The organism is Pedobacter sp. AW31-3R (assembly GCF_052180285.1).
In the GTDB taxonomy this organism is placed as follows: domain Bacteria; phylum Bacteroidota; class Bacteroidia; order Sphingobacteriales; family Sphingobacteriaceae; genus Pedobacter.
In genome coordinates this window covers 3,772,618-3,797,947 of the sequence record NZ_CP197475.1, presented here as the reverse complement: position 1 = coordinate 3,797,947, position 25,330 = coordinate 3,772,618, and the positions used below count along the sequence as shown (strand labels likewise).

24 protein-coding genes are annotated in these 25,330 nt (G+C 39.6%); 18 read left to right on the top strand and 6 right to left on the bottom strand.

The features are described 5' to 3' along the window. The first annotated feature begins 645 nt into the window (after positions 1-645). From ACSBL2_RS15680 to ACSBL2_RS15655, 6 genes are all read left to right on the top strand, one after another. Entirely contained in the window at positions 646-1,623 is a 978-nt protein-coding gene (locus ACSBL2_RS15680; protein WP_442587485.1) for a family 43 glycosylhydrolase, read from the top strand. A gap of 231 nt (positions 1,624-1,854) precedes the next feature. Beyond that, a complete protein-coding gene (locus ACSBL2_RS15675) occupies positions 1,855-2,577 on the top strand; it encodes a hypothetical protein (protein WP_442587484.1) in 723 nt (240 codons plus the stop codon). Positions 2,578-2,632: 55 nt separating this feature from the next. Then, entirely contained in the window at positions 2,633-3,013 is a 381-nt protein-coding gene (locus ACSBL2_RS15670; RefSeq protein ID WP_442587483.1) for an HNH endonuclease, read from the top strand. A 5-nt stretch (positions 3,014-3,018) separates the two neighbouring features. Continuing rightward, on the top strand, positions 3,019-3,618 hold the full coding sequence (locus ACSBL2_RS15665; RefSeq protein ID WP_442587482.1) for a hypothetical protein: 600 nt from the start codon (positions 3,019-3,021) through the stop codon (positions 3,616-3,618). Positions 3,619-3,620: 2 nt separating this feature from the next. Continuing rightward, positions 3,621-4,610, top strand: a complete 990-nt coding sequence (locus tag ACSBL2_RS15660; protein ID WP_442587481.1) for a DUF4407 domain-containing protein — start codon at positions 3,621-3,623, stop codon at positions 4,608-4,610. A gap of 71 nt (positions 4,611-4,681) precedes the next feature. Next, a complete protein-coding gene (locus ACSBL2_RS15655) occupies positions 4,682-9,397 on the top strand; it encodes a DUF3320 domain-containing protein (RefSeq protein ID WP_442587480.1) in 4,716 nt (1,571 codons plus the stop codon). Positions 9,398-9,450: 53 nt separating this feature from the next. Here ACSBL2_RS15655 and ACSBL2_RS15650 read toward each other — a convergent pair whose 3' ends face one another. From ACSBL2_RS15650 to ACSBL2_RS15640, 3 genes are all read right to left on the bottom strand, one after another. Next, on the bottom strand, positions 9,451-9,975 hold the full coding sequence (locus ACSBL2_RS15650; RefSeq protein WP_442587479.1) for a hypothetical protein: 525 nt from the start codon (positions 9,973-9,975) through the stop codon (positions 9,451-9,453). A 168-nt stretch (positions 9,976-10,143) separates the two neighbouring features. After that, a complete protein-coding gene (locus tag ACSBL2_RS15645) occupies positions 10,144-10,497 on the bottom strand; it encodes a hypothetical protein (RefSeq protein ID WP_442587478.1) in 354 nt (117 codons plus the stop codon). 357 nt (positions 10,498-10,854) lie between these two features. After that, positions 10,855-11,412, bottom strand: a complete 558-nt coding sequence (locus ACSBL2_RS15640) for a hypothetical protein (protein WP_442587477.1) — start codon at positions 11,410-11,412, stop codon at positions 10,855-10,857. 648 nt (positions 11,413-12,060) lie between these two features. On the opposite strand from ACSBL2_RS15640, the gene ACSBL2_RS15635 reads away from it, so the two are divergent. Both ACSBL2_RS15635 and ACSBL2_RS15630 read left to right on the top strand, forming a co-directional pair. Then, positions 12,061-12,591: an SMI1/KNR4 family protein gene (locus tag ACSBL2_RS15635; RefSeq protein WP_442587476.1), complete on the top strand. Its 531-nt coding sequence runs from the start codon at positions 12,061-12,063 to the stop codon at positions 12,589-12,591. Between the two features lie 110 nt (positions 12,592-12,701). Continuing rightward, positions 12,702-12,992: an immunity protein Tsi6 family protein gene (locus tag ACSBL2_RS15630; protein ID WP_442587475.1), complete on the top strand. Its 291-nt coding sequence runs from the start codon at positions 12,702-12,704 to the stop codon at positions 12,990-12,992. A 184-nt stretch (positions 12,993-13,176) separates the two neighbouring features. Here the strand turns inward: ACSBL2_RS15630 and ACSBL2_RS15625 are convergent, their stop codons facing one another. Beyond that, positions 13,177-13,878, bottom strand: coding sequence for a hypothetical protein (locus ACSBL2_RS15625; RefSeq protein ID WP_442587474.1), 702 nt, complete (start codon positions 13,876-13,878; stop codon positions 13,177-13,179). Between the two features lie 373 nt (positions 13,879-14,251). Here ACSBL2_RS15625 and ACSBL2_RS15620 point away from each other — a divergent pair, with 373 nt between their 5' ends. The 7 genes from ACSBL2_RS15620 (at position 14,252) to ACSBL2_RS15590 (ending at position 19,565) form a co-directional block, all read left to right on the top strand. Then, a complete protein-coding gene (locus ACSBL2_RS15620) occupies positions 14,252-14,713 on the top strand; it encodes an SMI1/KNR4 family protein (RefSeq protein WP_442587473.1) in 462 nt (153 codons plus the stop codon). Positions 14,714-14,770: 57 nt separating this feature from the next. Then, positions 14,771-15,373, top strand: a complete 603-nt coding sequence (locus ACSBL2_RS15615; protein WP_442587472.1) for a hypothetical protein — start codon at positions 14,771-14,773, stop codon at positions 15,371-15,373. A 67-nt stretch (positions 15,374-15,440) separates the two neighbouring features. Beyond that, positions 15,441-16,367 (top strand): DUF2262 domain-containing protein, encoded by a 927-nt coding sequence (locus ACSBL2_RS15610; protein WP_442587471.1) that lies wholly within the window; start codon positions 15,441-15,443, stop codon positions 16,365-16,367. 469 nt (positions 16,368-16,836) lie between these two features. Further along, positions 16,837-17,439: a CbrC family protein gene (locus ACSBL2_RS15605; protein ID WP_442587470.1), complete on the top strand. Its 603-nt coding sequence runs from the start codon at positions 16,837-16,839 to the stop codon at positions 17,437-17,439. Between the two features lie 113 nt (positions 17,440-17,552). Further along, positions 17,553-18,161: a hypothetical protein gene (locus ACSBL2_RS15600; protein WP_442587469.1), complete on the top strand. Its 609-nt coding sequence runs from the start codon at positions 17,553-17,555 to the stop codon at positions 18,159-18,161. Positions 18,162-18,210: 49 nt separating this feature from the next. After that, positions 18,211-18,858: an Imm43 family immunity protein gene (locus ACSBL2_RS15595; RefSeq protein WP_442587468.1), complete on the top strand. Its 648-nt coding sequence runs from the start codon at positions 18,211-18,213 to the stop codon at positions 18,856-18,858. Positions 18,859-18,860: 2 nt separating this feature from the next. Then, positions 18,861-19,565, top strand: a complete 705-nt coding sequence (locus ACSBL2_RS15590; protein WP_442587467.1) for an Imm43 family immunity protein — start codon at positions 18,861-18,863, stop codon at positions 19,563-19,565. A 160-nt stretch (positions 19,566-19,725) separates the two neighbouring features. Here ACSBL2_RS15590 and ACSBL2_RS15585 read toward each other — a convergent pair whose 3' ends face one another. Next, positions 19,726-20,823: a hypothetical protein gene (locus tag ACSBL2_RS15585; RefSeq protein ID WP_442587466.1), complete on the bottom strand. Its 1,098-nt coding sequence runs from the start codon at positions 20,821-20,823 to the stop codon at positions 19,726-19,728. Positions 20,824-21,329: 506 nt separating this feature from the next. On the opposite strand from ACSBL2_RS15585, the gene ACSBL2_RS15580 reads away from it, so the two are divergent. Then, a complete protein-coding gene (locus ACSBL2_RS15580; protein WP_442587465.1) occupies positions 21,330-21,659 on the top strand; it encodes a nucleotide pyrophosphohydrolase in 330 nt (109 codons plus the stop codon). A 12-nt stretch (positions 21,660-21,671) separates the two neighbouring features. Continuing rightward, positions 21,672-23,525 (top strand): DNA/RNA helicase domain-containing protein, encoded by a 1,854-nt coding sequence (locus tag ACSBL2_RS15575; protein WP_442587464.1) that lies wholly within the window; start codon positions 21,672-21,674, stop codon positions 23,523-23,525. A gap of 41 nt (positions 23,526-23,566) precedes the next feature. Here ACSBL2_RS15575 and ACSBL2_RS15570 read toward each other — a convergent pair whose 3' ends face one another. Next, on the bottom strand, positions 23,567-24,139 hold the full coding sequence (locus ACSBL2_RS15570) for an HNH endonuclease (RefSeq protein WP_442587463.1): 573 nt from the start codon (positions 24,137-24,139) through the stop codon (positions 23,567-23,569). Positions 24,140-24,935: 796 nt separating this feature from the next. Here ACSBL2_RS15570 and ACSBL2_RS15565 point away from each other — a divergent pair. Then, positions 24,936-25,319, top strand: coding sequence for a very short patch repair endonuclease (locus ACSBL2_RS15565; RefSeq protein ID WP_442587462.1), 384 nt, complete (start codon positions 24,936-24,938; stop codon positions 25,317-25,319). The last annotated feature ends 11 nt before the right edge of the window (positions 25,320-25,330 follow it).

Genomic DNA, 25,330 nt, shown 5'->3' with positions numbered 1-25,330 from the left:
TTTTTCAGAAAATTTCTAATGTCTTATGTTTAGTTAATTTTTAGAAAAAAACCGGGGTATTTTGTAATGTTGAAGCCATTTCAGGACGGTTTAGGCCCGGATATGCTTTAGTTCTGCTTTGGGTTGGAGACGGTAGGTGTTCAAATTTGCTTTTGATCTGGTTTTCTTTTGGTAGTAGTTTGATCATAAGTACCCCATATTTACATCATTCTTACACCAAACCTACACAGAAGTATATTTGGCGTAAAGTTGTACTAAGTTTGTCCTATATATGGGGTACTTATGATCAGGTTACAACCAGACCACAACCCGGTCAGAAACAAAATTTAACACGAGCAACTACCGAACCGTTACCCTATGGTGTTTGATGTCTGAGCATTCCGTCTCAAATCATATTTTTTTACTATTCTTGTACCCGATACACTCCTTTGGGGAGTCTTACTGTATGGAACCTGAGCCTGGCGCTTATTACACCAAATAAATATAAACTTCTGGTAGGGGAGACATCAACAAAAAACGTAACAATGAAACCATCATCAGCTTACTGCTTACAAACCGTAATGAATCAGCTGATGATAGCTTCATCACCTTTATAAAAACAATGATATACGAATGAAAACTGCAAACAGCATAAATCTTAAGGGTATGGGTACAAAAAGAATTACATTTTTCCTGATGGTATTGGGTATAAGCCTATCTGCACAGGCACAGAAAAACGTTCAAAAGATGTCAAATCCAATAACTGAAGGGTATTTTGCCGATCCGTCTATAGTTCAGGAGAAAGATGTCTTTTATATTTATGCTACGATTGATCCATGGGGCGGGGATGAGCTGGCTGTGCTGGAGACGAAAGATTTCGTGAAGTTTAAACGCAGACACCTGAACTGGCCGACAAAAAAGGCTTGTACCAGTCCTACTTCGGGCGATAGTAAGGTATGGGCGCCGGCAGTAAGAAAGGCTGTCAATGGAAAATATTATATGTATGTTTCAGTTGGGAGTGAAGTATGGGCAGGAGTGAGTGATACCCCGCTTGGCCCATGGAAAAATGCGAAGGCTGACCAGTCGCCATTGGTGAGCGCCAAAGATTTTCCGGAAGTGCATAATATTGACGCAGACTGTTTTATTGATGATGACGGACAAGCTTATTTATATTGGGGATCTGGATTCAGGTGGATCAATGGTCACTGTATGGCGGTTAAGCTGAAAAGTGATATGGTGACTTTTGATGGGGTGCCCAAAGAAGTTACGCCGCCGGATTATTTTGAAGGACCACACATGATCAAGCGTAATGGCCAATATTACCTGATGTTTTCTGAAGGTAAAGCAATAGATTCCACCTACAAGGTTGGGTATGCGGTAGGCAATAGTCCGATGGGGCCTTTCACTAAGGGCGTAAACAGTCCGATATTGACCAGCTCTGCAGATGGGACAGTTGTTGGGCCTGGTCACCATACTGTATTTACTGCAAAAGGGCAGGATTATATTCTTTACCACAAGATTTTCCCTCAGCAGGGTGAATATGTGTTGAGGCAATTGTGTATCGATTCACTGAATTTCGATGCGCAGGGTCATATTAAAACAGTGGTGCCTCAGCCATCCAATCCGGTGATTCAACTGAAATAATTTGGTGTATACATTTCTTCATTAAAAGAAAATTACTAGATTTTAAAATCAATGAAACGTTCAGTTTTCTACCACCATGGATATTTGCCGGAAAGTCTGAAGTTAAAGTCCATTTGCCTTATGTGATTAACCGCTTGATCGATTTTATCAAGCCTGCGGAGAAAGTATATAACTAGCTGGACTATTTACTTTATTAGTGGTAATGGATAAAAAAGATACTCCTAATTTTATATGTTAAAAGCCTTCTTCATTTGTTCGCTGACCATCATCACTGCTACACCCTGTTTTTCACAGGTAAAACGCTTTCATGGACAGGTGTATGATAGCGAAAACCATCAGCCTCTGGATTCTGTGTACTTCTTTCATAAAAAAACAAAAATAATAGCATTTTCATCCAAAGAGGGAAACTTTACTTTTAATGGCTTTCCGGGTGATTCTATTATTGTTTCCAGAAGGGGCTTTCTCAGGGATACGGTCATCTTTAGGAATGAAGAATATAAAAATATAGGCTTGATAAAAGGGTCAATAGTTTTGGAGGAAGTGGCAATCAAGGCGAAACGCAATTCTCCACTAGAAGACTATCGGTTGAACAGGATGCTCTATAAAGACATCTACCTGAAGGGAGACAAAAAGAATATGGTAAATGTAACCCCAGTAGGTGTGGCAGTCAGTATAAACAAAGTATTTAGCGCGCTTAGTAAGGAAGGGAAGGATGCCAGACGGATGCAAAGGAAGATCGATACTGAATATCGGCTTGATGAAGTTGATAGCCGGTTTAATAAACAGTTGGTCAGCAAGATCACTCATCTGGAAGGGAAAGATTTATCTGATTTCATCTCAGAATACCGCCCGGATTTTGGCTGGATTAATTCGGCATCAGATTATGAGATCATTGTATATATCAAAGAGAAGTTACCGCATTTTTTGAAAAACAGGGCTAAGCTGGAGTATTAAAGCTGATTACGGTTTCCCGTAAAAGTAATTAGTTAGTCCTGTTTACATTTGATATATGATGCAATCAAGACGTTATACAACCTTATTACGCACGCAAAAACTAACTGGCAGGTATATCCGTCATGAATTGACAGGGCATCCCCAGCAAAGCAAACCGGTATCACAGACACCGCAACATGGAAGTTATGGCAATTTACTGTTTGATCCGAGATGGAAAGCGAAACGTGCAGAAATCATCCTTCGTGACAATGCTTCCTGTGTGGTTTGCAGAAGCGGGGATGAACTCCAGGTACATCACCGGCAATACCAATTTGTTAGAGAGGTTAATGGATTTAGAATGCCCTGGGCCTATCCAAACCATCTTTTAATTACACTCTGTAAAAGCTGCCATCAGCGTGGCCATAATAAGTATAAAGTTCCAACCTTAATCATTTAACGCTTATGTTTAATATTTTCAAGCGCAACAGTAGCAATGTGCCCTATGCAGATTTGCACAATGGTCAGCGTATTGCACCAGAACCGAAAAAACTTCCTGATATTGAAGAAGGAATCTTCATCGAGACAGCCAATAAACCAGCAACATCTTCAGCCGCGCATTTCACGGAACAGGCTCCCCAGGCGGTAAAAAGTGACCATAACATCAATCTGCTTTACACCTTTTTAGACCGTAACCATGAGGCAAAAGGTTACGATGATGCATTGATGAATCCGGATAGCAGCCATTTGCAACAGAATCTGGATACTTTAAAGAATGAACTTGCCCGGACCATCAATAAGGTAACGACTTTCTATGAAGATTTTATCCAGGAAACGGACTACCATATTTTGAGTCGGGGGCGAAGTGGAATGCTGGATATGGTTGAAGAGCTTGAAATGAAGAGAAATATTGCGGTAGCACATATTTCCAAAGTAAAAGAGATCGAAAACAGTCTTAACCAGGAAAGTGGTGATTGCAAAGGAATGTTAATTAGTTATACGCGCGGATTTAAAAATGGTCTGGCGGCGATATCACATCATCAAATTTTAATAAAGAAATTTTAGTTATGGATTGGTGGATGAAAACAGGATGCTTTTTAACGGGTTACAAGTATGAAATCCTGAAAAATTGCAGCGAGGTAGCACAACGGGCAGTTAAACGTTATACTGCGGCATTACTCATCATTGGTATTCTTTGGGCTTTTATAGGTTATTCATTTGTAGGTGAGTACCTGAAAGGCAACTGGTACATGAGTCTTATTGGCGCAATAGTATTCGTGCTCATTATATTGCAGGTCGAAAGGCAAATTATCTTAGCCGATGCACAAGGGAAATTGAAATACTGGATAAGAGGTGCAATAGCCGGAATCATGGCAATCATTGGCTCTGTAGTCATAGATCAAATCATATTTCAGCAGGATATCGCTCAAAAATCTATGTTTGCCATCACTACACAGGTCGATCAACTCATGCCTTCCAAAGAGGCCGTTCTCAGGAAACAAACTGCCCAGATAGATTCAAGTCTTTACAAAAAAGAAGCAGAAAGATCTGCGCTCGTAGCAGATTTATCCGCACACCCCACCATCAAGATGGTGACCACTGAAATGGAAAAGTTACCGGTATCGAGTTCCGTTACTGATTCTAACAGGACAACGGTCACGAATACAAAAATGATAAATAGTTCAAAAACCCTGGTGAGTTACATGGCTAATCCGAAGAGGGATATGTTAGATCCGCTTGACAACCAGATTAAAGAGCTTCGCACCTTAAAAATTGCACAGGAAAACCGTTTGATGCAACTGAGAACTGAGGTAGAAAATGAAGCGCGCGCAAATAAAGGGTTTCTCTTTGAATTGCAACTCATGTATGATATTTTACATGACTCTACACCGGCATTCGTAGTCTGGCTGCTGTGGTTTCTGCTGTTATTTGGTATTGAGATATTTATCATGGTCAATAAATTGTCTCACCTGGAAACAGACTATGATGTCAGCATTCAGCACCACATGGAGCTACGCAAAAGGAAACTTAAATTGCTGGCTACGCGGTATCAGTAATGAGCAGCTGTCGGCACAAAATTTTTAACTAAATTTGAGAAAACGTCAACCCTAATTAATACTGCTATAAGATGCTGGAACCTATACAAGCAAAGCTTGAAGCTTCACGTAAGGAATTATTAGATCTTGGTTTAAGAAATCCTTTACTCAATTATAAAACTCCGAAAGGCAAGGGATTGAAAATTGTCCAGGAAAAATCTGAATTTATTTTTGACATTCTTGCCAGGCAGAATAAGGCCATGACTTTTTTAGGCATTCCGGAAAAAAAGGGCAGTAAGAATCCGGAGGACTTGGCAGATGTGGAGAAGGAACTACCGGAATCACCGGAATTGCCGGAATTACCGGAGTTGGAACAGCCAACGGATGAATCCTATCAGGATACAAAACTACAAACCGCTGAAACCGAGCAGAAGCTGCAAACGCGTTTACTCAACACCTATTATTTTGCGCGTACCAGTATTGAGGAGCAGGGGGTCAATATCCTTTACCTGGCCCTGGGCATGCTCAAATGGTTTGACACGGGAAATACGGAAACAGTCCGTTCCGCGCCGCTCCTGCTCATTCCGGTTGAACTGGAGCGTTCCAGCGCACAGGAACGTTTCCGGTTGAAATATACAGGCAGCGATATTGGTGCAAACCTATCCTTACAAGCTAAAATGAAAGCGGACTTTAATATTTCCATTCCGGACTTACCGGAATCTGAAGATATCAATGTTCCTTTATACTTTGATTCCATCAGGGAACACATTGCGAAAGCGCAATTGTGGACTGTTGAGGATGACGAGATAGAGCTGGGGTTTTTCTCTTTCGGGAAGTTTATGATCTATAATGATCTTGATACGTCGAAATGGCCCGAGGCAGATCAGCCAGGGTTGCATAAAAATATCATCGCACTCTTTGAAAAGGGATTTCAGGCAGATTATCAGTCCGATGATGAAGACCAGAAGGATCTTGACGGAGAAACCAATGCAAACGCTTTGTTTAAGGTGGTAGATGCTGACAGCTCACAAATGCAGGCGATCTTAGCGGTCAATGAAGGCCACAATCTGGTTATACAGGGGCCTCCGGGAACGGGGAAATCACAAACGATAACAAATATCATCGCCAATAGCATCGGACAAGGCAAAAAGGTACTGTTTGTTGCAGAAAAGATGGCAGCACTGGAAGTCGTTAAGCGGAGGTTAGACTCCATCCAGTTGGGCGAAGCCTGCCTGGAACTTCATAGCCATAAAGCCAACAAGCGAGATCTGCTCAATGAACTGAAAAGGGTAATGGATCTTGGAAAGCCCACTGTGAGTCAGCTGGAGCAGGAGGTGCAGCAGCTGGCGGTTTCCCGTGAGGAGTTAAACCGTTATTGTACTGCCGTAAATCTCCATATCGCCAACAGTGGTCTTACTGTCAACCAGATCATCGGATACTTATTGCAGATCGACAGAGAAATCGGTCAGCAACGCTTGTTACAAATCCCTATTGAAGATATTGAGCTGTGGAATGCTGAAAAGATGAGTGATGCATCAGCCCTCTGTGATCGTCTTCAGGCCAGACTAAAAGATATTGGCACACCGGAAAAACTCCTGTTCTGGGGAACTGACCTCAGCGTTCTTCTGCCGCACGAGAAGGGAACGGTTCAGGAGCAGGTGAGGCAGGCTGGTGTGGCTGTCGATTCACTGCGTGAATTATCGGAAAAAATAAACACTGCTACCGGCCTTGGATTGGCTGAAGATCTTCATTCCTTAGATTTCCTGAGTGCAGAATTACAATTGGCGTCCAAAGCACCTGACCTGAAAGATCTCGATCTTGACAATGAGGTATGGCTACTAAAAAAACAGGATATCATGGAACTGATCGCCGCAGGAGAGCAACTGGACAACTTATACAAGATATACAAGGACAAACTCATTCCGGAAGCCTGGTCTCAGGACATTTTAGACATCCGGCAAAACCTGGTGGTTAACGGGAACAAATGGTACAAATTCATGATTGGCAGTTATCGCCGGGCGAATCACCGGCTGGCCTCTTTCCTGAAGATTGGGTTGCCCGATGATGTTTCAGAGCGACTGAAGATCGTTGATGCCATCTCTGAAGCAAAACGTTTTGAAAATGAACTCGCTGCGGTAGAACCCTTAGCGGCTTCGATATTCGGAAAACGCTGGTTAAAACAGCACTCGGAGTGGGAAGTATTAAGGCGTGCAGCTGCATATCTTGCCGATGTCCATCAGCAATATGCGGAGAAACGCGTAAGCAGACAATTATTTGAATTTTTAAAACAACCGGGGGCAGCTGCGGCTTCCGGTACCTATGCTGCTGAGCTGCGTGTTGCTGCAGTTCACATCGGGACACAACGTGAAGAAGCTTTTTCTTCATTGAAATTGAATCAATCAAAAAGTGTCACGCAGTCAGATCTCAGCTCCATGACTTTCCGTGCCCAATCCGCTTTCTGGAAGCAGCGTGCCGAAAGGTTTGCTGAAATTCAGCTGGTGATTGACTGGAATAACCTTTCAGAAACGGCAAACCAGGCTGGGTTTGGGTTCCTGGTGCAGGTGGCAACAAGCTGGGAGTTTGCATCTCAGTGGTTAAAAACCGCATTGCTGAAGAGCTGGTATGAATACCTTATTGAACAAGCCTTCAAATTAAATCCCGCGCTTACCCAATTTGAACGTGTGAGCCATGAAAGTGTGATTGAGCAATTCAGGAAACTTGATCAGCTCAATCTGGTGTACAACAGGGCAAGGGTAGCTTTAAAACACTGGGAAAATATACCTAAACCCCATGCCGGGGGACAGGTCAATGTTCTGAAAACGGAATTCAACAAGCGAGCCCGCCATATGGCCATACGGAAGTTGGTGGAAGAAGCAGGGGCGGCTATGCAGGCGATTAAACCGGTATGGATGATGAGCCCAATGTCCATTGCCAATTTCCTTGCCCCGGGAAGCATACATTTCGATCTGATTATTTTTGACGAAGCGAGTCAGGTGAGACCGGTAGATGCTTTGGGTGCCATCATGAGGGGGCAGCAACTGGTGGTGGTGGGTGACACCAAGCAATTGCCGCCAACCAGCTTTTTTGATAAGTTAAATTCGGACCTGGAGGATGAAGACAACCAGACTGCTGATATGCAAAGTATCCTTGGCATGTGCGATGGTCAGGGTGCACCCAGCAGTATGCTGAAATGGCATTACCGTAGCCGGCATGAATCGCTCATTACCCTGTCCAACCATGAGTTTTATGAAAATAAGCTGGTTATATTTCCAAGTCCCGGTTCACGTCAAAGTCTGGGATTGCGCTTTCATCATCTTGCAGATGCTATTTATGATCGGGGAAAAACCCGTACCAATCCTATAGAAGCTGAAAAGGTGGCACAGGCCGTCATTCAACATGCAAAACAGTCTCCTGAATTGAGTTTGGGTGTGGTGGCCTTCAGCACCTCGCAAATGCAGGCGATACAGGCAGCGCTGGAATTACAGCGACGCCAACACCCGGAAGTAGAAACATTCTTCAGGAACCATCCGCATGAACCTTTCTTTATAAAGAATCTGGAGAACGTTCAGGGGGATGAACGTGATGTCATCTATATCAGTATCGGGTATGGACGCATAGACAACGGAACAGTTCCCATGAGTTTCGGACCGCTGAACAACGAGGGCGGTGAACGAAGGCTGAATGTACTCATCACGAGGGCGAAAATGCGCTGTGAGGTATTTACGAATATTACCTCGGCCGATATACGTGTGACAGAGAATGCAAAGTTCGGGATCCGTACCCTGAAGAGCTTTTTATATTTTGCACAGTATGCAAAATTTGAACAAAACATTGCAGCTATAGTTACCGAGATCAGGCCTTTTGAAGAAGAAATTGTTACGCAGCTGACGGCGCTTGGGTATGTGGTGAGAAACAAGGTCGGCACAGCGGGCTTCTACCTTGACCTTGCGATAGTGGATGAAGAAAATCCTGGACGTTATATTCTGGGAATTGAATGTGACGGACTTAATTATGCTAAAGCAAGATCAGCTACGGATCGGGACCGGTTGCGGCAACAGGTTTTGGAAATGTTTGGCTGGAATATCTACCGCATCTGGAGTACCGACTGGTACCGGAACCCGGAACGTGAGCTGAAACGACTGATTGATACCATTGAACAGGCGAAGGCAGCAACGCTGAGCATGGATCAGGAACTCAGGGTCTATGAAGAAGAAGAACGCCTGTTGGAGCGCGAGGAGCAAGTGGAGGTCGTAAGTCAGGTGAATTATTATCAGCAAGCTGTTTTACCGGCTACGGTGGGACAGCAGGAAATGCATTTGCATTCTTTCGGGAATTTGTCGTCTTGGATCAGCGAGGTGGTGAAAACTGAGAGTCCTGTCCATTTTGATGAAATGGCAAGACGCATGGTGGAGGCAGCTGGTATTTCCAAAGTCGGTTCGCGCATTAAGTACACCCTCACACAAGCCTGTCTTGTCACTGAACAAAGTGGGGAGATCAGGATGGAGGGCGAGTTCCTTTGGCACAAAGATATGGAGGAACCCATCATCCGCGACCGCAGTCAGCTTCCTGCCAATTCCAGGAGGCTGAAGTTAATTGCCCCGGAAGAACTCAATCTGGCTATTAAACAGGTGGTGTCTGAATCGATTGCCATTACGGAAGATCATGCTGCAAATCTGGTGGCTAAATTGTTTGGGTTCAGCAGGGTAACAGAGGAAATGAAACAGGCCTTGATGGAGTCCATTGGACTGGCAGAGCAGGAGGGGATGATCAGGAGAGAAAATGGGTATCTGAAGTTGATGCAGGGATAGTCATCAATATCTGCACAATTTTTGGCCGCTGGGAAAGCACTATGCCCAGCGGCTTACAATTGCGCAGAAAGACCGGATTGGCGACCTTTATGAGGGCGCGCAGGTGGTTGATGTGCCTTATGATTAAGTTGTAAATGGCCTTCAGGCGTTTTTACAAGATATAAATCTATGGCTGGCCTGTACTTCGTGTAAACGGTTGGTGCCTCACAACTTCCGGACCGTGCGATACTATCCGTATAAAAACGTACTTTTAAACTGTCGGTAAAGTAGTACCTCCCATACACGCTTGTGAAACAGTCATTGCCGCACCAGGCTCTGTAAGCACTGACAAAATGTACCGTATCCACAAAATTAATTGTATTTCCTACCCATCCCATGTCCACCGTTGAATCATCAAGCAGGTTGTCTGACTTTTCTGTGCTGAGCCCGATTAATCTTTCCGTTTTAAATGTTTTATTGACCAGTGTATTTGGAAAATGTTTTTTTACAGCCTGAGCTATCTTATTTTGTTTTTCGGGCTGGGATTGGCAACCAATGATAAGGGAAACCACCAAAATAAACGAACTTCCTAATTTCATATGTAGTATTTTTATGATTAGGATGCCGATCAGATCCTTATTCCATAATAAGGATTGTATTTATCAGCATTAACCAACATCCTATTCGTATAGGATCACAATCAATGGAATAGTCCAGGGCATAACAATTTGTGCAATATTATCGCAATAAGCGAAGGCATATTCCAATTACTTCACTTTTACGTACTTATTTTCGACACCTTCGAATGCGATGGTTAAAGTATCGTTTTTAACTGCATATTTAGCTTCTGTTTTTTCCTTTGTTTGTTTATCTATGGAGATTAATTTATTATTTTGTACTTCATAGCTTGATTCAATCGTGTTTTGCATCTTTCCTTCACCCAGGTGTTGCAGAAAGTTCCCATCTTTTGTAAACTCCAGAACAATTTTTTCTATGGAACCTCCTGTTGTCAAATCTTTAAGGGAACCGTCCCATTTACCAATAAGCTGCTCATCTTCCTGCTGCTGGGAATTACAACTAAACACTAAAAAGCAGCTTAAAATAACTAACAATTGTTTCATTTTATTTTTTTTGATTCGATTAAATTTCATCCTTATGCGTTAGAAGTGTTCTGTTCAGTTGCTTATTAAAACGTAGGTATACCGCTATTGTTTTTTATCTTTTGGCGAATTTGTTAAAAAAACAATCTTTTAAAGAAGTTTTTGATCTGGACAGCGCTGATCATGTGGCCCGTAACAAGTGATTCGATACTGAGGCGAATGATATCGATCCCCCCACACCATTTAGGCTGAGGCTGAAATGTCATCAAGAGTAGTTCCGCAATTTACTGGAAGAGATATACCTTCCCGACAGTCAGGTAGATCGTTAAATACGATAGGTAGCGGGCTATATTTGCCAGTCGTAGTTTTCTTTCTCCTCTATTGGATTTTATGGGTGGCAAGCATCTTTCTGTAATCATCTGCTTCTTGTATCATGGTGTTTTCTGATGCTGTTTGCCCCTCGTCAACATTATTTTTGCCTTTAGTTATGGTCTTAATTTGTTGACCACCATTAAAGTAATACCTGCCCTCGAAACTTCGTTTGGTGTCGTTGTAGCGCAGTTGCTGCGTTTGATCATCGTAGAGAAAAGAATTGAATACTTTGTAGGCGAAAATAAGCTCCTTGTCCTTAAAATAATATTCAGTGAGTTGTGTTCCGTAAGACAGGCCTATCCAGCAGATGATTTTTATAAGTTCCTTATTTTTATAATAACCTGTCAATTTTCCACCACCATCAGGCATATGGTCTAGAAAATCTTCATTGTTCAAAACGATTTCTTTCAGACCTTTTTCATTGTTAATGGCTTTAAAATCCTTCCGGATCTGTGCAGTCAGCAAAGTTTTTTGCTGTGCAATTGCAGCTGGAATGCCAGGTGCCAGAAATAGGAACAAGAGGCTGATTAATGAGAATTTCTTTGTGGATGTTGTACATTTCATTGGAGAAATTTTATGGTTCCTGTGCAAGGTACTGATCTGTTCTCTGTCATTCGGCTGAAGGAGCAAGAACAGGATTATTAATTGTTATCTCTGCTGCATAGGTGGTAACCAAATGTCAGGCAAGGCACAAATAGTGCGCATTGGTATTGTATTTTCGTATCACCTGTACAACCGTGTTGAATATCCGATTGTTTTAAATTTGTTCCGGGCACATGAAGCTTTGGGGCTTTGCGATGTAATGAGGTCCATCAAATAAAAAAATGTGAGAAGATTTTTTATGGCTGTGAATATTCTGATCCCGGTATTTGGTTTTGTGCGCTTGATCTTCCTTGTCATCAGAATTGATAACCAATGGTGAAAATCGAATCTAAAACTACTGTTTTTAAGGTCTGTAATTTGGTTAAAGGTAAAATGGGATACCTGGTACCAGGCAAGATGACTAAATGTGCTGACGTAGGTAATGATCACCCGCTAATCCTGCCCATTAAATTAGATTTTGGGATCTGTCTTGATTAGGTATGTTGTTTTTTGATTATGGTGTGCCTCAACTCCACTGAGGTTTAAAACAATAGTTTTATATTTAATCTTTAATAGGGGATACTCAGTAAATTAGAATCATTGCAGGTTTGTATGTTGAATCACAAAAATATGAAGTGGAATTTTGTTGAAAATCTAGAAAAGGAAAGCTATATAACATCTGTAGAACAGGCACTGGCAATAAGGTTCCCAAAGTCATTTACAAACCTGGTAAAGGAGTTTAATCATGGAACTCCATCTCCCAATACTTTTGACACTGAATTATTAACGGGTAAATCATTTGGGGAACTACTAAACTTTAATCTGGACCAGGAATACCATATTCTTAATGAATATGAGCTTATAAAAGATAAATTGCCTGAAGGCATCTATCCTTTTGCTGCTGACGGTGGTGGGAATTTCATATGTTTTGATTATAGGAATATCTTTAAAAGTGAGCCAAAAGTTTATTATTGGGACCATGAGCAAAAGTTTGAAGTTCATGATGACGAATTAATTATTAATGATGCTAAAGAGGAATCTGAAAAATATAGACTGGAATTTGTAGCTGATAATTTGGAAGAAGCACTTCAAAAATTATATGAACCTGAAGAGGAGGACGATGATGAAGATGCTGAAATACTTTATAATGGTATAGAATGATTCAGGTGAAACCATAGGTAATCCATTGATCAATTATTATGCTCTGGAAATTTGTAATTAAACATTCCCAAACAAAACAATAAGATATGTATGTAAGGTTATCCAAGATAATGACTAAGGAATATTTCGAAAAAATATTGAATGAAGCTTTGGTACAGGTTCAGTATGAAGTTGAGGCAAACCCGGAGATTAAACTGAATGAAAGTATATATATGCAATTGATGGATATAAAAAAACGAGTTGTGGAGCAACAGCTGGCGTACTCAGAAGAAGAGGCATATAAAACATATTCATTGGGAGTTCTTGCGATCCGTAATTTTGGTGGAGAAGACGGCAATGATTTTCCGAAAAAGCTGAGTGATATTGCATGGGGTATTTCCCATTATCCCTCAATGGTTTAATATCTGATCAACCTGCATCACCTGTAATTGATAAATGGACAAAGACCGGCATTAAGAAACAAAAAGAGGCGGTACCCTCAAATCATGATCATTGTGGTTTTTATTCATACCCCATACGAGGGCATTTTCAAATCTTAAAGGATCGATTTCAATCAGGAGACGGCCTCTTTTTATTCATCTGTATTTACCTCACTACTTTTTTCAAATAGTAATCACGCCCTTCAGCCTTCATCTCATTCAGGAAATCATTGTAAGTGTAAACTTTTTTCTGGCTTTTCTTTTTGGCCCGCAGGTAATCCTGGTAATAGCCAAATCCCCCTGCCAGATAGTAATTATAAAATACTTCAGATTTGTTATTCACCACACATAAATCACCCGTTACGGTCTGCTGACCATTGTAGACAGTGGTAGAATTTACTTCCAGAAAATAAGTATTTCCTTTATACTCCCAAATCCTGAAATTCATATCCGGATCTTTATAATAATAAAAGGTTTTGCCAAATTTCGCTTCCAGTGCCTTTTCTAATTTGCTGGTTTCAGCGGTTGTTTTGGTCTCCAGGCGGTAGGCTTCCACCTGGTTTGTTTTTTTGTCAATATAAAATCTCACATTATTGGCCAGGTAAGATGTGGTAGGACTGTTGTCAATGCTGCCATAAAGGGATTTGCCCTCAAAGTATAAAACCTCTTTTTCTAAAGAAATATATTCATCCAGGCCAGCTGTCTGAAATTTCTGGTCTTCGAGTTTAAATTTCGAAGTAATACTGCTTTCCGTTACCGGAAGCACGAGAGCTGATAAATCAAAGTCTTGAGAATGACAGGATTGTGTGATGATACCCATTACAAGGATACCTAAAGTTCTTAGTGCAGCTGTTTTAGTTCTTATCATTGAATTCTTGTTAATTTATGTTTTGGAATGTATTTCAAATCTCAAAATCACGCGATTCTTATTGTGTCTTGTTGCTCTGGTATACCGTTTTTTAACTCCGAAAAAATAGCTTATAAGCAAACGTTTCCCGACCAATAAGGATCATAAATCATGCCTGTTTATAGCAATTGAGTTATTCATCAGAAATTTTCAGTTTTACTCCTTTGTCTTTCTATCTAAAAAATGCTTTGGGTAACAACAATGATAAGTAACGAAATTTTCTTTCATGGATATATCTGGTTGGCTTTATAATTGTGTAGTTAAACGGAAACAAGATTGGGCTGGTCTGTTCAGGATGAGCAGGCGAATACTTAAATTAACTTAACCATCAGCTATGGAAATACAGCACTTCTGGGATTTAACAATACCTGCTACGTTTGGACCGGTGACGTCAGCGTCAATTATACGAGCAGAAACAGAACTGAATGTTCAGTTGCCTGCAGAACTCATAGCACTCCTGAAAATAAAAAATGGTGGCAGAACAGCCAAGATGATTTTGCAATCTGCCGACAGCAGTATTTGGATGGATGGCTGGTATGAAATTGACGAATTATTTGGTATAAATGACGAGGATACTGATAAGGTTGGAATACTATCAACAGCCTATTTGACATCAGAATGGGATCTTCCTGAAAAACAAGTATTGATATTGGGTGATGGGCACTGGTGGATCACGTTAGATTACAGAACGAATCTCCAGGAACCAACTGTTAACTGGATTGAACCAGATGCAGACCGTGATATAGTTATTGCAAATAACTTTGAAGAGTTTATTAAAAACCTGGTCCCAGGATAATTGCACCAATAAACGTAGTCTCCAAGAAAAACAATCCTCATCTTAGACATAAATCTTATGATCAAATTATTGATAAACGACAGTTCAGGAAGTAATCTGCATCTGCTTAACGAAATGAGTTTTGGCGGACTTCCTGTAAAAGAAACCGACAAAACTCTTGAATGGCCGAGATGCCAGACTTGTGAAGCTGAAATGCAATATCAGGGAAAAATAAAGACTGACATCGGTTTAGAATTGATTTTTATGTGTGCGAATGATCCGGGAATGTGCGAGGAATGGGATCCGGAAGGCGGGGGGAATAAAGTCATTGTTGTTCATGGCGAAAACCTTGAATTTTTTAGCCCTGATGATGTTGAATTGGCAATTCGAAAAACAGAATATGGTGTAAACACGGTTGAAACAAACGCTGTAGATTATGATAGTGCGAGAGAAGATTGGGAAGGAAACAGAAGAGAAGTTTTGGGACAATTATATGGGGAACCGACTTGGATTCAGGGAGATGAAACGCCGGAGTGTGATTGTTGTAACGTGAGTATGAGATTTGTTGCCCAATTGGAAGAAGGTCCCGACCATCGGACAGCGATGAATTTTGGTGGTGGAATCGCTTATTTATTTGACTGCAAAGCAGGAAAAACTGCAAAATTTCTTTGGCAGTGCTAAAGTAGCGTACAACGCTATTCCAAAATTGCTACTCCAAAATTAACTCCCCTGGAAAAATTAAAAGCGAATGAAAGAAACCTGGAACTATAAACTTATGGACTTGCTACAAAATGCAAGACATGGAAATGCTGAAGAACTTAATGGGCTGATGACAACAAACAGGCCTTTTGTAATTGCAAACGAAGACTTTTCAGTTTTATTGGTGCTCAGACACTTCAACGTACATTTTTGGAATGAGGAAAGGCGTGTCACAAATTCCCACCCGGAAGGTGAACATTTTCAATGCGGCCTTACGCTAGTGAGATGTGCTGATGATGGGTGTGCAGAAAGCAATATTTATTTGCCAAATAAGTTGAATTACCAGGAACTGAAAATTAATGGACAGGAAATTGAGATCGTATTTGATGAAGAGCGCATTACGACGAATGTGACCGAGCTCTTTAGAAAGCTGAAATTTTTTAAGCTTTCCATTACGGAAAGGGAAGTGGAGGAAGGGTTCAGCAAGCTTTGTAATGAAAAGTATGCAGCACCTAAAGAGACAACAGTTAAAAGCAAGAATATTGAACTGCCGTCATTTGGCATGCTGACTTATGATGAAAAACTCAAGTGGTATAAGAAACAACTAAAAATAGACGACGATAGTATAGAACTGACTATTGACCATACCACAGCCCGGGGAATTGAAAAGCTAATCGCTTTTGCTGACCGTCAGCTAAAATCAAGGTTTTACATCCCTCTGCTTTTGGAAATGGAAGAGAAAATGATTGCGCTCAAAAATGATATTTGGCTTTCAGCAGATGAAGATACTGGCGAAGAAGAAGCACTTATAACAGCTGAAGAATTCAGAAAACGGGTTTCTATAAGTAGCATAGCCTTTCACCAGGATGGTTCATGTTCCATTTATTGCGATGATGACGATATCTTTTTTGGACATTCCATACAGATAAGCGTAAATAAAACAGGGAGATACGAAGATGCTAATTTGGCTGGATAAAGAATTCGTGGAGACTGTAAACCCATCACATCATCTCATCAAAAGCTCTGACTAAATTCATTTTTTATCTACTCCGTGTAAATCAAACATTTCTAATTACATCAACCGAATCTATCCCCAATTATAATTTGATATGATAATCGCCAGTTCCAATAGTAGATTTACGAGCCAGTTATTGGTTTTATTTATTGTTATCATGATCCTGCGATCCTGGAAGTATTTATATTTATGGATATAAGCGCACAGATGTGCTAAAGAAACTGATCACCATACCCATTGATGCCAAAATAAGGTGAGTAGGCCTCTATAGTATGCTAATGCGTGTTTAGGGAAATAAAAATTATAGTCTGATACGGATGAGTATCTTACAGAAGAATGTGAATGAACTGCTGGCCCCAATAAATATAGTGTGGCAGCATGTTCGGTTGTGTTAAATTGATGTTGAAGGCAATTAAAAGATCAGATAATTATGAAGTTTAAATATTTTGAAAGTCCGGAGCTGTATGTTGGGTTTATGGATACAGAAGTACCTTGTGATATTTGCAGGCAGAGTAAAATGTGTTTTGACGGAGAATCATTTTATGGTACTCAGAAATTGGGGGCTATTTGTCCGGAATGTTTAGCCAGTGGAAAGTTAAATGAGTTGGATTCATTTACTTGTGATGGTGACCTCAAAAATTTGAAGGGACAATTGCGTGAACTACATCCCAATTTGACAGATGAGGAAATTCAACATATTGCCGGACAAAAAAACTTTGAATTAGAGAAGACAACTCCGCATTTAATTACATGGCAAGATTGGAGCTGGCCTTGTGCGGATGGTGACTATTGTAAATTTATAGGGTATGGTTCCAAACCCTTTTATCAGCACTTAGCAAAGGATATTCCAGTAGAAGAATTCTTTAAAAGCTCTTTCTATAAGACAGAGTTCTATCAGGATGGATTATGGACGGATGCTGTGCCGGAGCAATCAATTCAGCACTACGAGGACAGTAACCAATACAGTACTTTATTTTATGTTTTCAAAAGCCTCCACTCAGACAGCATCATCACCATGTGGGATTGTGATTAACGATAAAATATGGCCTACACTTGTAATCGTGTATCAATTGCACATCATCTGCAATCCAACATCTCATCTGTAACTTAAGCATAATGAAAAACTAGTAATTAAATCATAACAAAATGGAAGTGGAACGTCAAATATCGGCAGATGATTATGGTTTTTTGTTACTTTCTCCAACTGTCCTGGAGTTGTTTTTAAAATCTAAAGGGATAAAGAGCAAAAAAATACTCGCTCACTTTAGTAAGAGAAAAGAAGATCTTAATGAAGCGATACAGGAGGGCATATTGATGCCAGTGAACCAGATTCCCGCCTACACTTACTCAATTTTTGTCAGTACGGAAGTTTCTTTAGACAGTCTTTATGATAGATGGGAAGTTGTTTTACAAGAGGGTGAATTTAATTTGAAGATTGATAACAGCAATTCATTATGGTTCATTTCTCTTGCGCAGTTCCACAATTGGAATCCCGGGAACTTCGGCACTACAGCAGACTATACCGGATATCTTACTGAGTCTGGGGCAGAGGGGAAAGAAGAATTTGAATATACGGGACAGAAATATAGGCTTGATGCAGGTAATTATTTATTGACTGTAATGGGGTTGAAAAGGAAGGTTCCTGAATACGAGGATGAACATAATTATGGCTATTATTTTGATTTAAGGCCTGCAAAGACGTTATCTGATCATATCACATCACCGGATAGAAGTCCGGTTTTTGCGATGTCATAAGTATTCACTACAGAATGGTAAAAGATTACATGAATTAATCAGCAAGTACATGAAAGATATATTCTGTTTATGGCCTCAACCGCAAAAGGGCGTACCGGTATTTTTAGATGGCGTATTGTCGGAGAAATTCGATATGGATAACCCGATGGCTGAGCGTGCGTATGAATGGGCGAGCATCCGGGGGAAGAAGCGAATTGAATTTCCTGATTTTTTGTGGCTGATCTGCCGGGAAAAACTTCTGTTATTCGATTATTATCCCTTTGGCAGTGGTTTTATTGTTTCAAGGAGTTTTTTAGCCGTACTTGAAAATCATGTGGAAAAAGAAAATGTTCAATATGTTCCTTTAAAAGTATGTTCAAGCAGTGGTCAGGAGATAACTGATAAAGTCTATTTTTATCTTCGATTTTTAGAGAAAACTAGTTTTATCAATTATTCAGAGTCTAAATTCCATGTTAAGAAAGATGCAAATGCAGATTTAGTAAGCAAAGCAGGATTTGGAATTGACAGATTTGAGACGATTGTGCCAAATGATGTGATAGAGGATATGTTTATACCATTGGATTCCACCTTCCAAAAATATATTTTTTGTTCAAACCTGGTGAGGGAAGAACTGCTAGGAGAAAAGTTATATGGCTTCGATCTGGTTTGTTATACTGAATTATCAATTCTATATAACGGGAGGTATAGTGATTTTTAATTATGAGCGACTTATTTATCTGGTTTAACAGGGCTAAAGTTCCGGTCGGTTATCCATTAACTGATGAAATTATAATCAAAGACATTTTTGATAAAGTCAGGCCAAAATACATGCCTGATCAAAGATGGAAACTATTTAATCCATCTCAAATGGAATTTCCTCCGGTCGATGAATACAAGTTTCCTGATGAATTGTACATGGTCATTACCAAATCTACCAAAAGGGTAGCCTTCGATTATTATAGCCATCAAAAAAATGTAGCTTTTGTATCAGACAGGTTTTTAGGTTTTTTGCAGAGAAATGGATTAGATGCATCTTATTATGAAAAGGCTAAGTTATTCATAGTGAATCTAAAGGGAGATTTAATTACTAATGAAAGATATTGGGCTTTACGGTTTGGTAAATTTGATGATGAGCTTTTTAGCTTCCATGCGGAGTCGAAAAAACGAGCTTCCGGATTGAAAGATTTCTTCTTGTATCCTTCAATGGAATTGAAGAAATCAGTACCTGGAAAAAATATCTTTTTCATAAATGAATTCTGTTATAATAAATCTATTATTTTTAATGGGTTGGCACTAAAGGAGTTGTTGGTTGATTTTTATGAGCCACAGCTCTATCAATTGGAAGATTTTCCATTTATATATAATAATCAGATCAAATGGGACATCGTTCCGTATGATAATGAATTTTTAATAAAAGATAGATGAGGTTGAAGGATCAGAACTATTCTGTTGGTTTAGCTTTATTTTGTTTAAGAGTTGAACCCAATCATAGTTCATAGGACAAAACAGGTCGTTTTTATTTATGAAAATGGCCTGTTTACCATATTGTTTAAGCCTGATCAAATACAATTATTGGCATTACAACTTAATTTAGTTCGTACTCAACATCAATAGTTAATGCAGGTTTTTTAAATTCCCTATCGTTCAAGCCAGTGTATTTAATATTTTTTGGTAATGTAGACTCACCGATAGGAGCGAACTCAGCGACGTAAAGCATATCAGAAGTGGAATGACCTTCACTACCATAACCATGAATAATTAGCTTACCTGATATTCTTTCCACTTGCCTGGTTGTCGGATTGAGGAATACACTGATATCTTTAAGGTAATGATTTATATTTTCAAGTCTACTGTTCACCTTAACCTGATTCCCGCTTTTGACGACGCTATCCTGAGCAGAAAACCAGGGAAAAGCCATTACCCAGATCAGTTCTTTACTGGTAGAAGATAAATAGAGATCTTCATCATTTTCTACTCTTGGGTATTTGTTTAACACATTGCCCAAAGAGTCATATTGGAGTACAGATATTGTAACTTTACGGTTTTTTACGCGAGATAAGCCAAACCTTTGATAATCAAATAGAGGTTCTATTGTTTCCGGATTTTTAGCCAGTAAATCAACGGGAATAGAATTTTCAATATCCATTTGAATCAGCTCTGTGATCCTATTTTTAAAAGTCTCATAAGGCTCAATCTTAACGAAATATCCCCAGATTTGGATGCCTTTTCCTATTGCCTGTTTGCCTCTTTCAGATTGAAAAAGAACCATGTGTTCGAAGAATTCCCCACTTAGATTAACTTTATCAATGTTTTTCTCCAATACACCATCAGCTGTCTGTACGTTTAAGCTGAAAGAGCTCCTACCTCGTAAATTCTTTGGATTTCCTAATAATTCATAATTCTTTTGCACTTTATTTTTCCTGATGGATTGAAAAACATAAAGGCTGTTATGGCGTAAGTAGTCTGAAAGAAGTTTATGTTTAGCTTGGTTATCCTTTTCGTCAAAATTCGGATATGCTTTGATTAGTTCAAGTAGGGGGTCTTTGAAATACACTTCTATAGTGTAATCTGATAATTTAAATTTATCTACTTTCTTGAATTCTTTCAGATTCTGGGAGAAAGAACTTAAATTTAAACAGACTACATGAAAAATAAATAGGGTGAGAAATAATAATTTCTTCATTAGGGGAGCATCATTTTAATTTCTATTCAAATAATGCTATTTTATTCCTGATAAACAAATTATATTTTTAACAGCAGATCTAAAATATATTCTCATAAAGATCATTCACCACGTGATTTAATAAAACCACCACGAGCATATCACTTATAAACGGCAATGAAAACTAAGCTTGAAAGTTCTTGAATTCAGATAGGAAGCAATTTGAAATATTTGTCTTGTGCCTTTGCATAAGCAAACAAGGCCAAAGTACAGAAACATATCAATGCAAGTATCTTTTTTATCATGTCGCAAAGTAAATAATTCCTCTGTTTTTTGTTGGGCCATGTCAAAATTCATTTCATATCGCCTAACTTATCCGTAATGAATCAAAATATGACTTTCCCAAACAGGTAAAATATGCAGAAAGCTATCTTTTGATATTCTTGAATGTGAATTTTTTGAGTAAAACTGCTGTGTTGTTATAATAAAGTAGTAAGACTGTTATCTTTAATACAAAAAGTTACTTCATGTCAGATATCAAAGAAATCACATCAGCTCTTCTGGAATTCCGGGATCAAAGGGATTGGGCACAGTTTCACAATCCTAAAGACTTATCACTGGCTATCAGCATAGAGGCAGGTGAGTTACTGGAAACCTTCCTATGGAAAGAGAGTGAGCTGGCAAAGGAAGAGAAAGTAAAGGATGAATTGGCTGATGTATTTGCTTATGCTTTCCTGCTTGCTGAAAAGTATAAGTTCGATGTCAAGGAAATTGTGCTGGCGAAAATCAGCAGAAATGCCGACAAATATCCTGTAGACAAGGCCAAAGGTAATGCCACGAAATATGATGAATTATAAACCTTTCAATAGATGATAGTTTATCAGGCAACTAAAACGGGTTTTAATGAGGATGTACTCAATGATCAGATTGAAGTTAAGATCCGGGAATTCTTCAGGAAAAATCTGAGGTCTGATGTCAGCAAGCAGGAAATTCTTTCCTGGAAAAATTCCATGCAATATATGGACAGGGTATTGAATGATCAGGCGATTCCAGATGATTGTGGCGTATCAATTGAATTCCAAATTCCCCAGAGTGCAAAAAGAATTGATTTTATTCTTACCGGTCAGGGGCTGGATAAAAAGGAATACGCAGTGATTATTGAATTAAAGCAATGGTCTTCTGCTTTGATCTCGTCGAAAGATGCAATTGTGCATTCCTATGTAGGAGGGGCTGAGCGTGAACTTACACATCCTTCTTATCAGGCGTGGTCATACGCATCACTGCTTGAAAATTTCAATGAAACGGTTTCAGTTGATGATATCCAGTTGATACCTTGTGCTTATCTACATAATTACGTAAACGATGATGTGATCAGAAATGTGCATTATGCTACGCATATTGAAAAAGCTCCGGTTTTTCTGAAAGGGGAGGCGGTGAGGTTACGTGAGTTCATTAAGCAGTACGTGCGTTATGGCGACAAGAGCAAACTGATGTTCAGAATAGATCAGGGGCGTTTTAAACCTTCCAAAATGCTGATGGATAGCATAGCATCCATGCTGCAGGGAAATTCAGAGTTTGTGATGATCGATGAGCAGAAAATCGTTTATGAAACGGCTTTGAAATTATCGACTATTGCTGACCTTAATAAGAAGCAGGTATTCATTGTAAAAGGCGGACCAGGTACGGGTAAATCCGTTGTCGCCATCAATTTATTGGTTGAGCTTATTAACAGGAAATTACTATCAAAATATGTCTCTAAAAATGCAGCGCCCCGGGCTGTGATTGAACGCAAGCTTACGGGTACAGTTAAGAAAACAGTAATTTCCAATTTGTTTGGTGGGTCTGGTGCATACGTTAATACGAAACCAAATACCTTTGATACGCTTATTGTGGATGAAGCACACCGGTTAAATGAAAAGTCTGGTTTGTATAATAACCTTGGTGATAACCAGGTGAAAGAGATTATTAATGCCGCACAGTGTACAGTTTTCTTCCTGGATGAAGATCAGAGGGTTCATATCAATGATATAGGCTCTATTGATGAAGTCAGGCATTGGGCGGGTATTGTAGATGCTGAGGTGACGGAGATGGAACTGAGTTCTCAATTCCGCTGCGGGGGGTCGAATGGTTATCTCTCCTGGCTCGACAATGTGCTGCAAATACGGGAGACGGCTAATCCAACGCTGGAAGGTATAGACTATGATTTTCGGATCTTTGATGATCCTAATGCGCTGCGGAAGGAAATCGTTGAAAAGAATAATATCAATAATAAATCGCGTATGGTTGCTGGCTACTGCTGGGAATGGAATAGCAGGAGGAATCCGGCGGTGAATGATGTGATTATCCCTGAGTTTGATTTTGGCATGCAGTGGAACCTGACTGTTGATGGAAGCTTATGGATTATTAGTCCTGAATCTGTTAAGGAAATCGGTTGTATACATACCTGCCAGGGCCTGGAGGTAGATTACATAGGGGTGATTGTGGGTAAGGATTTGAGATTGGTGGATGGTAAGGTGCTTACTCATCCGGGAAGCAGGGCAAAATCAGATAAATCTATATTTGGTTACAAAAAGAGGATGATTGAGAAACCTGAAGAAACTAAAGCACTGGTGAGGTCTATTATTAAGAATACTTATAGGACGTTGATGACTAGGGGTATGAAGGGCTGTTATGTGTATTTTGAAGATGAGGAGTTGCGTGAGTATTTTAAAGGCAATATGTAGTGAATTTGTTCTTTTTAGACATATGATTACAGTTTCTGGTTTTACCCTTTAAAAATATGTTGTCTGTGCCATCGCAAATTCTCTAAGGCAGGATGAGCATTTTGATGTACGGGTAGATACATCTTTTTCGCCTTCAGCTTCTTCAGACTATAAGGGTGGTTTTCATCTTCGTAGATGTGATCGGATACGAGGATCTGGTAATCATCGTCCAGACTTACCAGACCACGGTCGAATGCACGATGCAGATTTGGGCACAGTGCAATTCCATTAGTGATACTGTCGTTATGGGTAATGTTGAAATGGATAATGTGACAGGCATCTACAAAGCTATGTCCATAAGTGCTATTCAACTTCATGCCTGTGAAACTGCAGCAATGAAGGTATGCTTTCGGTACAAGACGCTTGAACAGACCGTTTCTCACAAAAATGTCTTCCTCAGTATGTATACTTATATGTTTCGTTCGCGCTTCCGGCTCATTCAAGATACTGATTTCCTGTTCATGCAGATATCCTTCTCCACGTTTTTTGGCTTTAAAGAATGTATCTTTATGATCGCTAAAGTACAGGTTTAAAAGATGATCTGTGAGTATCGCATTATCAAGTGGGGTTTGCATGATGTCGAAAAGTTCGTGTGTGAAGTATCCTTTTTCACAGACGGCTTTTAGGGTGTTTATTGAACTTATATGGCTATTTATTTGGCAACCAGGTTTTGGTTGTAGACTCCAATAACCTTCTCCATTAATTTTCTCACTTTGCAGGTAGAAAAAGGGTTGTTTAAAATCTGGTTGGTGTAAGGTTGGTACTAGTAACTGCCAATTTTCTTTGAACGTCCCCACAAGCTCGGAGCTTACGCAAAACCTGTTATCTGTTACAAGCCCTCTATTGACTAGTTCTAATAAGGTGATAAGCAGAACAGGTTTATGTGGAGCTTTGCCATAACACGTATTTGCACGTCTAAGACGTTGGAAGGCGGTTAGGTATTTTTGTAATGATGGATTCAAATCTGAATATATAGAGTTATTCAATTATAGTGAATTGTTATTAAACAATGAAAATTAAATAATCAAGTATTAGAAGATCTCAAACAAGTTTTATTACGTCACACTCTGTCGACAGGTTTGACCTAAAGCTGTCCGACAGATTAGGAGTACCTTACCATAACAGTCTTGCGTATAAGAAAATGCTGAGACTATTTGTTAAATATGAAATTTTAAGTAACTTATATATCCAGGATTTAACTAATATAGATCATCATATGGTTGAAGATGTTAAGCTGAAGGATAAGCATGATCTTTTTCAGTTTTAGCGTTTATGTTATTTTGGAACTCAAAAATATTTTAATATTGGCATTATAGTTGCAATTACCTTAATATGACCGATGTACATTCTAAGGAGACTAGAAGTTATAACATGTCACGTATCCGCAGTAAGAATACTAAACCTGAGCTTCTTGTAAGAAAATATCTTCATTCCAAAGGTTTTAGATATCGCCTTCATAATAAAAAATTACCTGGCAAGCCAGATATTGTACTCAAAAAATATCAAACGGTAATCTTTGTTCACGGCTGTTTTTGGCATGGTCATCAAGGGTGCCCATATTTCGTTATTCCAAAATCCCGGACTGAATGGTGGGTTAATAAGATTAATGGAAACATACTTAGGGGCTCGAAGTCTAATGAAGAACTCAGAAGAGAAGGCTGGAATATAATTGAAATATGGGAATGTGACCTTAAGAAAAAGCAGGTTGAATCTACTTTGAGAAAACTCAGTGATGCGCTTTTATCTATCAAGTAAGTAATGTCTGA

Bases quoted from the DNA above. Each gene is read 5' to 3' on its own strand.
- ACSBL2_RS15580 (WP_442587465.1), top strand. From the start codon at position 21,330: ATGTCAGATATCAAAGAAATCACATCAGCTCTTCTGGAATTCCGGGAT.
- ACSBL2_RS15670 (WP_442587483.1), top strand. From the start codon at position 2,633: ATGATGCAATCAAGACGTTATACAACCTTATTACGCACGCAAAAACTA.
- ACSBL2_RS15610 (WP_442587471.1), top strand. From the start codon at position 15,441: ATGAAAGAAACCTGGAACTATAAACTTATGGACTTGCTACAAAATGCA.
- ACSBL2_RS15585 (WP_442587466.1), bottom strand. From the start codon at position 20,823: ATGAAGAAATTATTATTTCTCACCCTATTTATTTTTCATGTAGTCTGT.
- ACSBL2_RS15680 (WP_442587485.1), top strand. From the start codon at position 646: ATGGGTACAAAAAGAATTACATTTTTCCTGATGGTATTGGGTATAAGC.
- ACSBL2_RS15650 (WP_442587479.1), bottom strand. From the start codon at position 9,975: ATGAAATTAGGAAGTTCGTTTATTTTGGTGGTTTCCCTTATCATTGGT.
- ACSBL2_RS15675 (WP_442587484.1), top strand. From the start codon at position 1,855: ATGTTAAAAGCCTTCTTCATTTGTTCGCTGACCATCATCACTGCTACA.
- ACSBL2_RS15615 (WP_442587472.1), top strand. From the start codon at position 14,771: ATGATCAAATTATTGATAAACGACAGTTCAGGAAGTAATCTGCATCTG.
- ACSBL2_RS15660 (WP_442587481.1), top strand. From the start codon at position 3,621: ATGGATTGGTGGATGAAAACAGGATGCTTTTTAACGGGTTACAAGTAT.
- ACSBL2_RS15570 (WP_442587463.1), bottom strand. From the start codon at position 24,139: ATGCAAACCCCACTTGATAATGCGATACTCACAGATCATCTTTTAAAC.
- ACSBL2_RS15620 (WP_442587473.1), top strand. From the start codon at position 14,252: ATGGAAATACAGCACTTCTGGGATTTAACAATACCTGCTACGTTTGGA.
- ACSBL2_RS15600 (WP_442587469.1), top strand. From the start codon at position 17,553: ATGGAAGTGGAACGTCAAATATCGGCAGATGATTATGGTTTTTTGTTA.
- ACSBL2_RS15625 (WP_442587474.1), bottom strand. From the start codon at position 13,878: ATGATAAGAACTAAAACAGCTGCACTAAGAACTTTAGGTATCCTTGTA.
- ACSBL2_RS15595 (WP_442587468.1), top strand. From the start codon at position 18,211: ATGAAAGATATATTCTGTTTATGGCCTCAACCGCAAAAGGGCGTACCG.
- ACSBL2_RS15635 (WP_442587476.1), top strand. From the start codon at position 12,061: ATGAAGTGGAATTTTGTTGAAAATCTAGAAAAGGAAAGCTATATAACA.
- ACSBL2_RS15575 (WP_442587464.1), top strand. From the start codon at position 21,672: ATGATAGTTTATCAGGCAACTAAAACGGGTTTTAATGAGGATGTACTC.
- ACSBL2_RS15640 (WP_442587477.1), bottom strand. From the start codon at position 11,412: ATGAAATGTACAACATCCACAAAGAAATTCTCATTAATCAGCCTCTTG.
- ACSBL2_RS15605 (WP_442587470.1), top strand. From the start codon at position 16,837: ATGAAGTTTAAATATTTTGAAAGTCCGGAGCTGTATGTTGGGTTTATG.
- ACSBL2_RS15655 (WP_442587480.1), top strand. From the start codon at position 4,682: ATGCTGGAACCTATACAAGCAAAGCTTGAAGCTTCACGTAAGGAATTA.
- ACSBL2_RS15590 (WP_442587467.1), top strand. From the start codon at position 18,861: ATGAGCGACTTATTTATCTGGTTTAACAGGGCTAAAGTTCCGGTCGGT.
- ACSBL2_RS15665 (WP_442587482.1), top strand. From the start codon at position 3,019: ATGTTTAATATTTTCAAGCGCAACAGTAGCAATGTGCCCTATGCAGAT.
- ACSBL2_RS15645 (WP_442587478.1), bottom strand. From the start codon at position 10,497: ATGAAACAATTGTTAGTTATTTTAAGCTGCTTTTTAGTGTTTAGTTGT.
- ACSBL2_RS15565 (WP_442587462.1), top strand. From the start codon at position 24,936: ATGTCACGTATCCGCAGTAAGAATACTAAACCTGAGCTTCTTGTAAGA.
- ACSBL2_RS15630 (WP_442587475.1), top strand. From the start codon at position 12,702: ATGACTAAGGAATATTTCGAAAAAATATTGAATGAAGCTTTGGTACAG.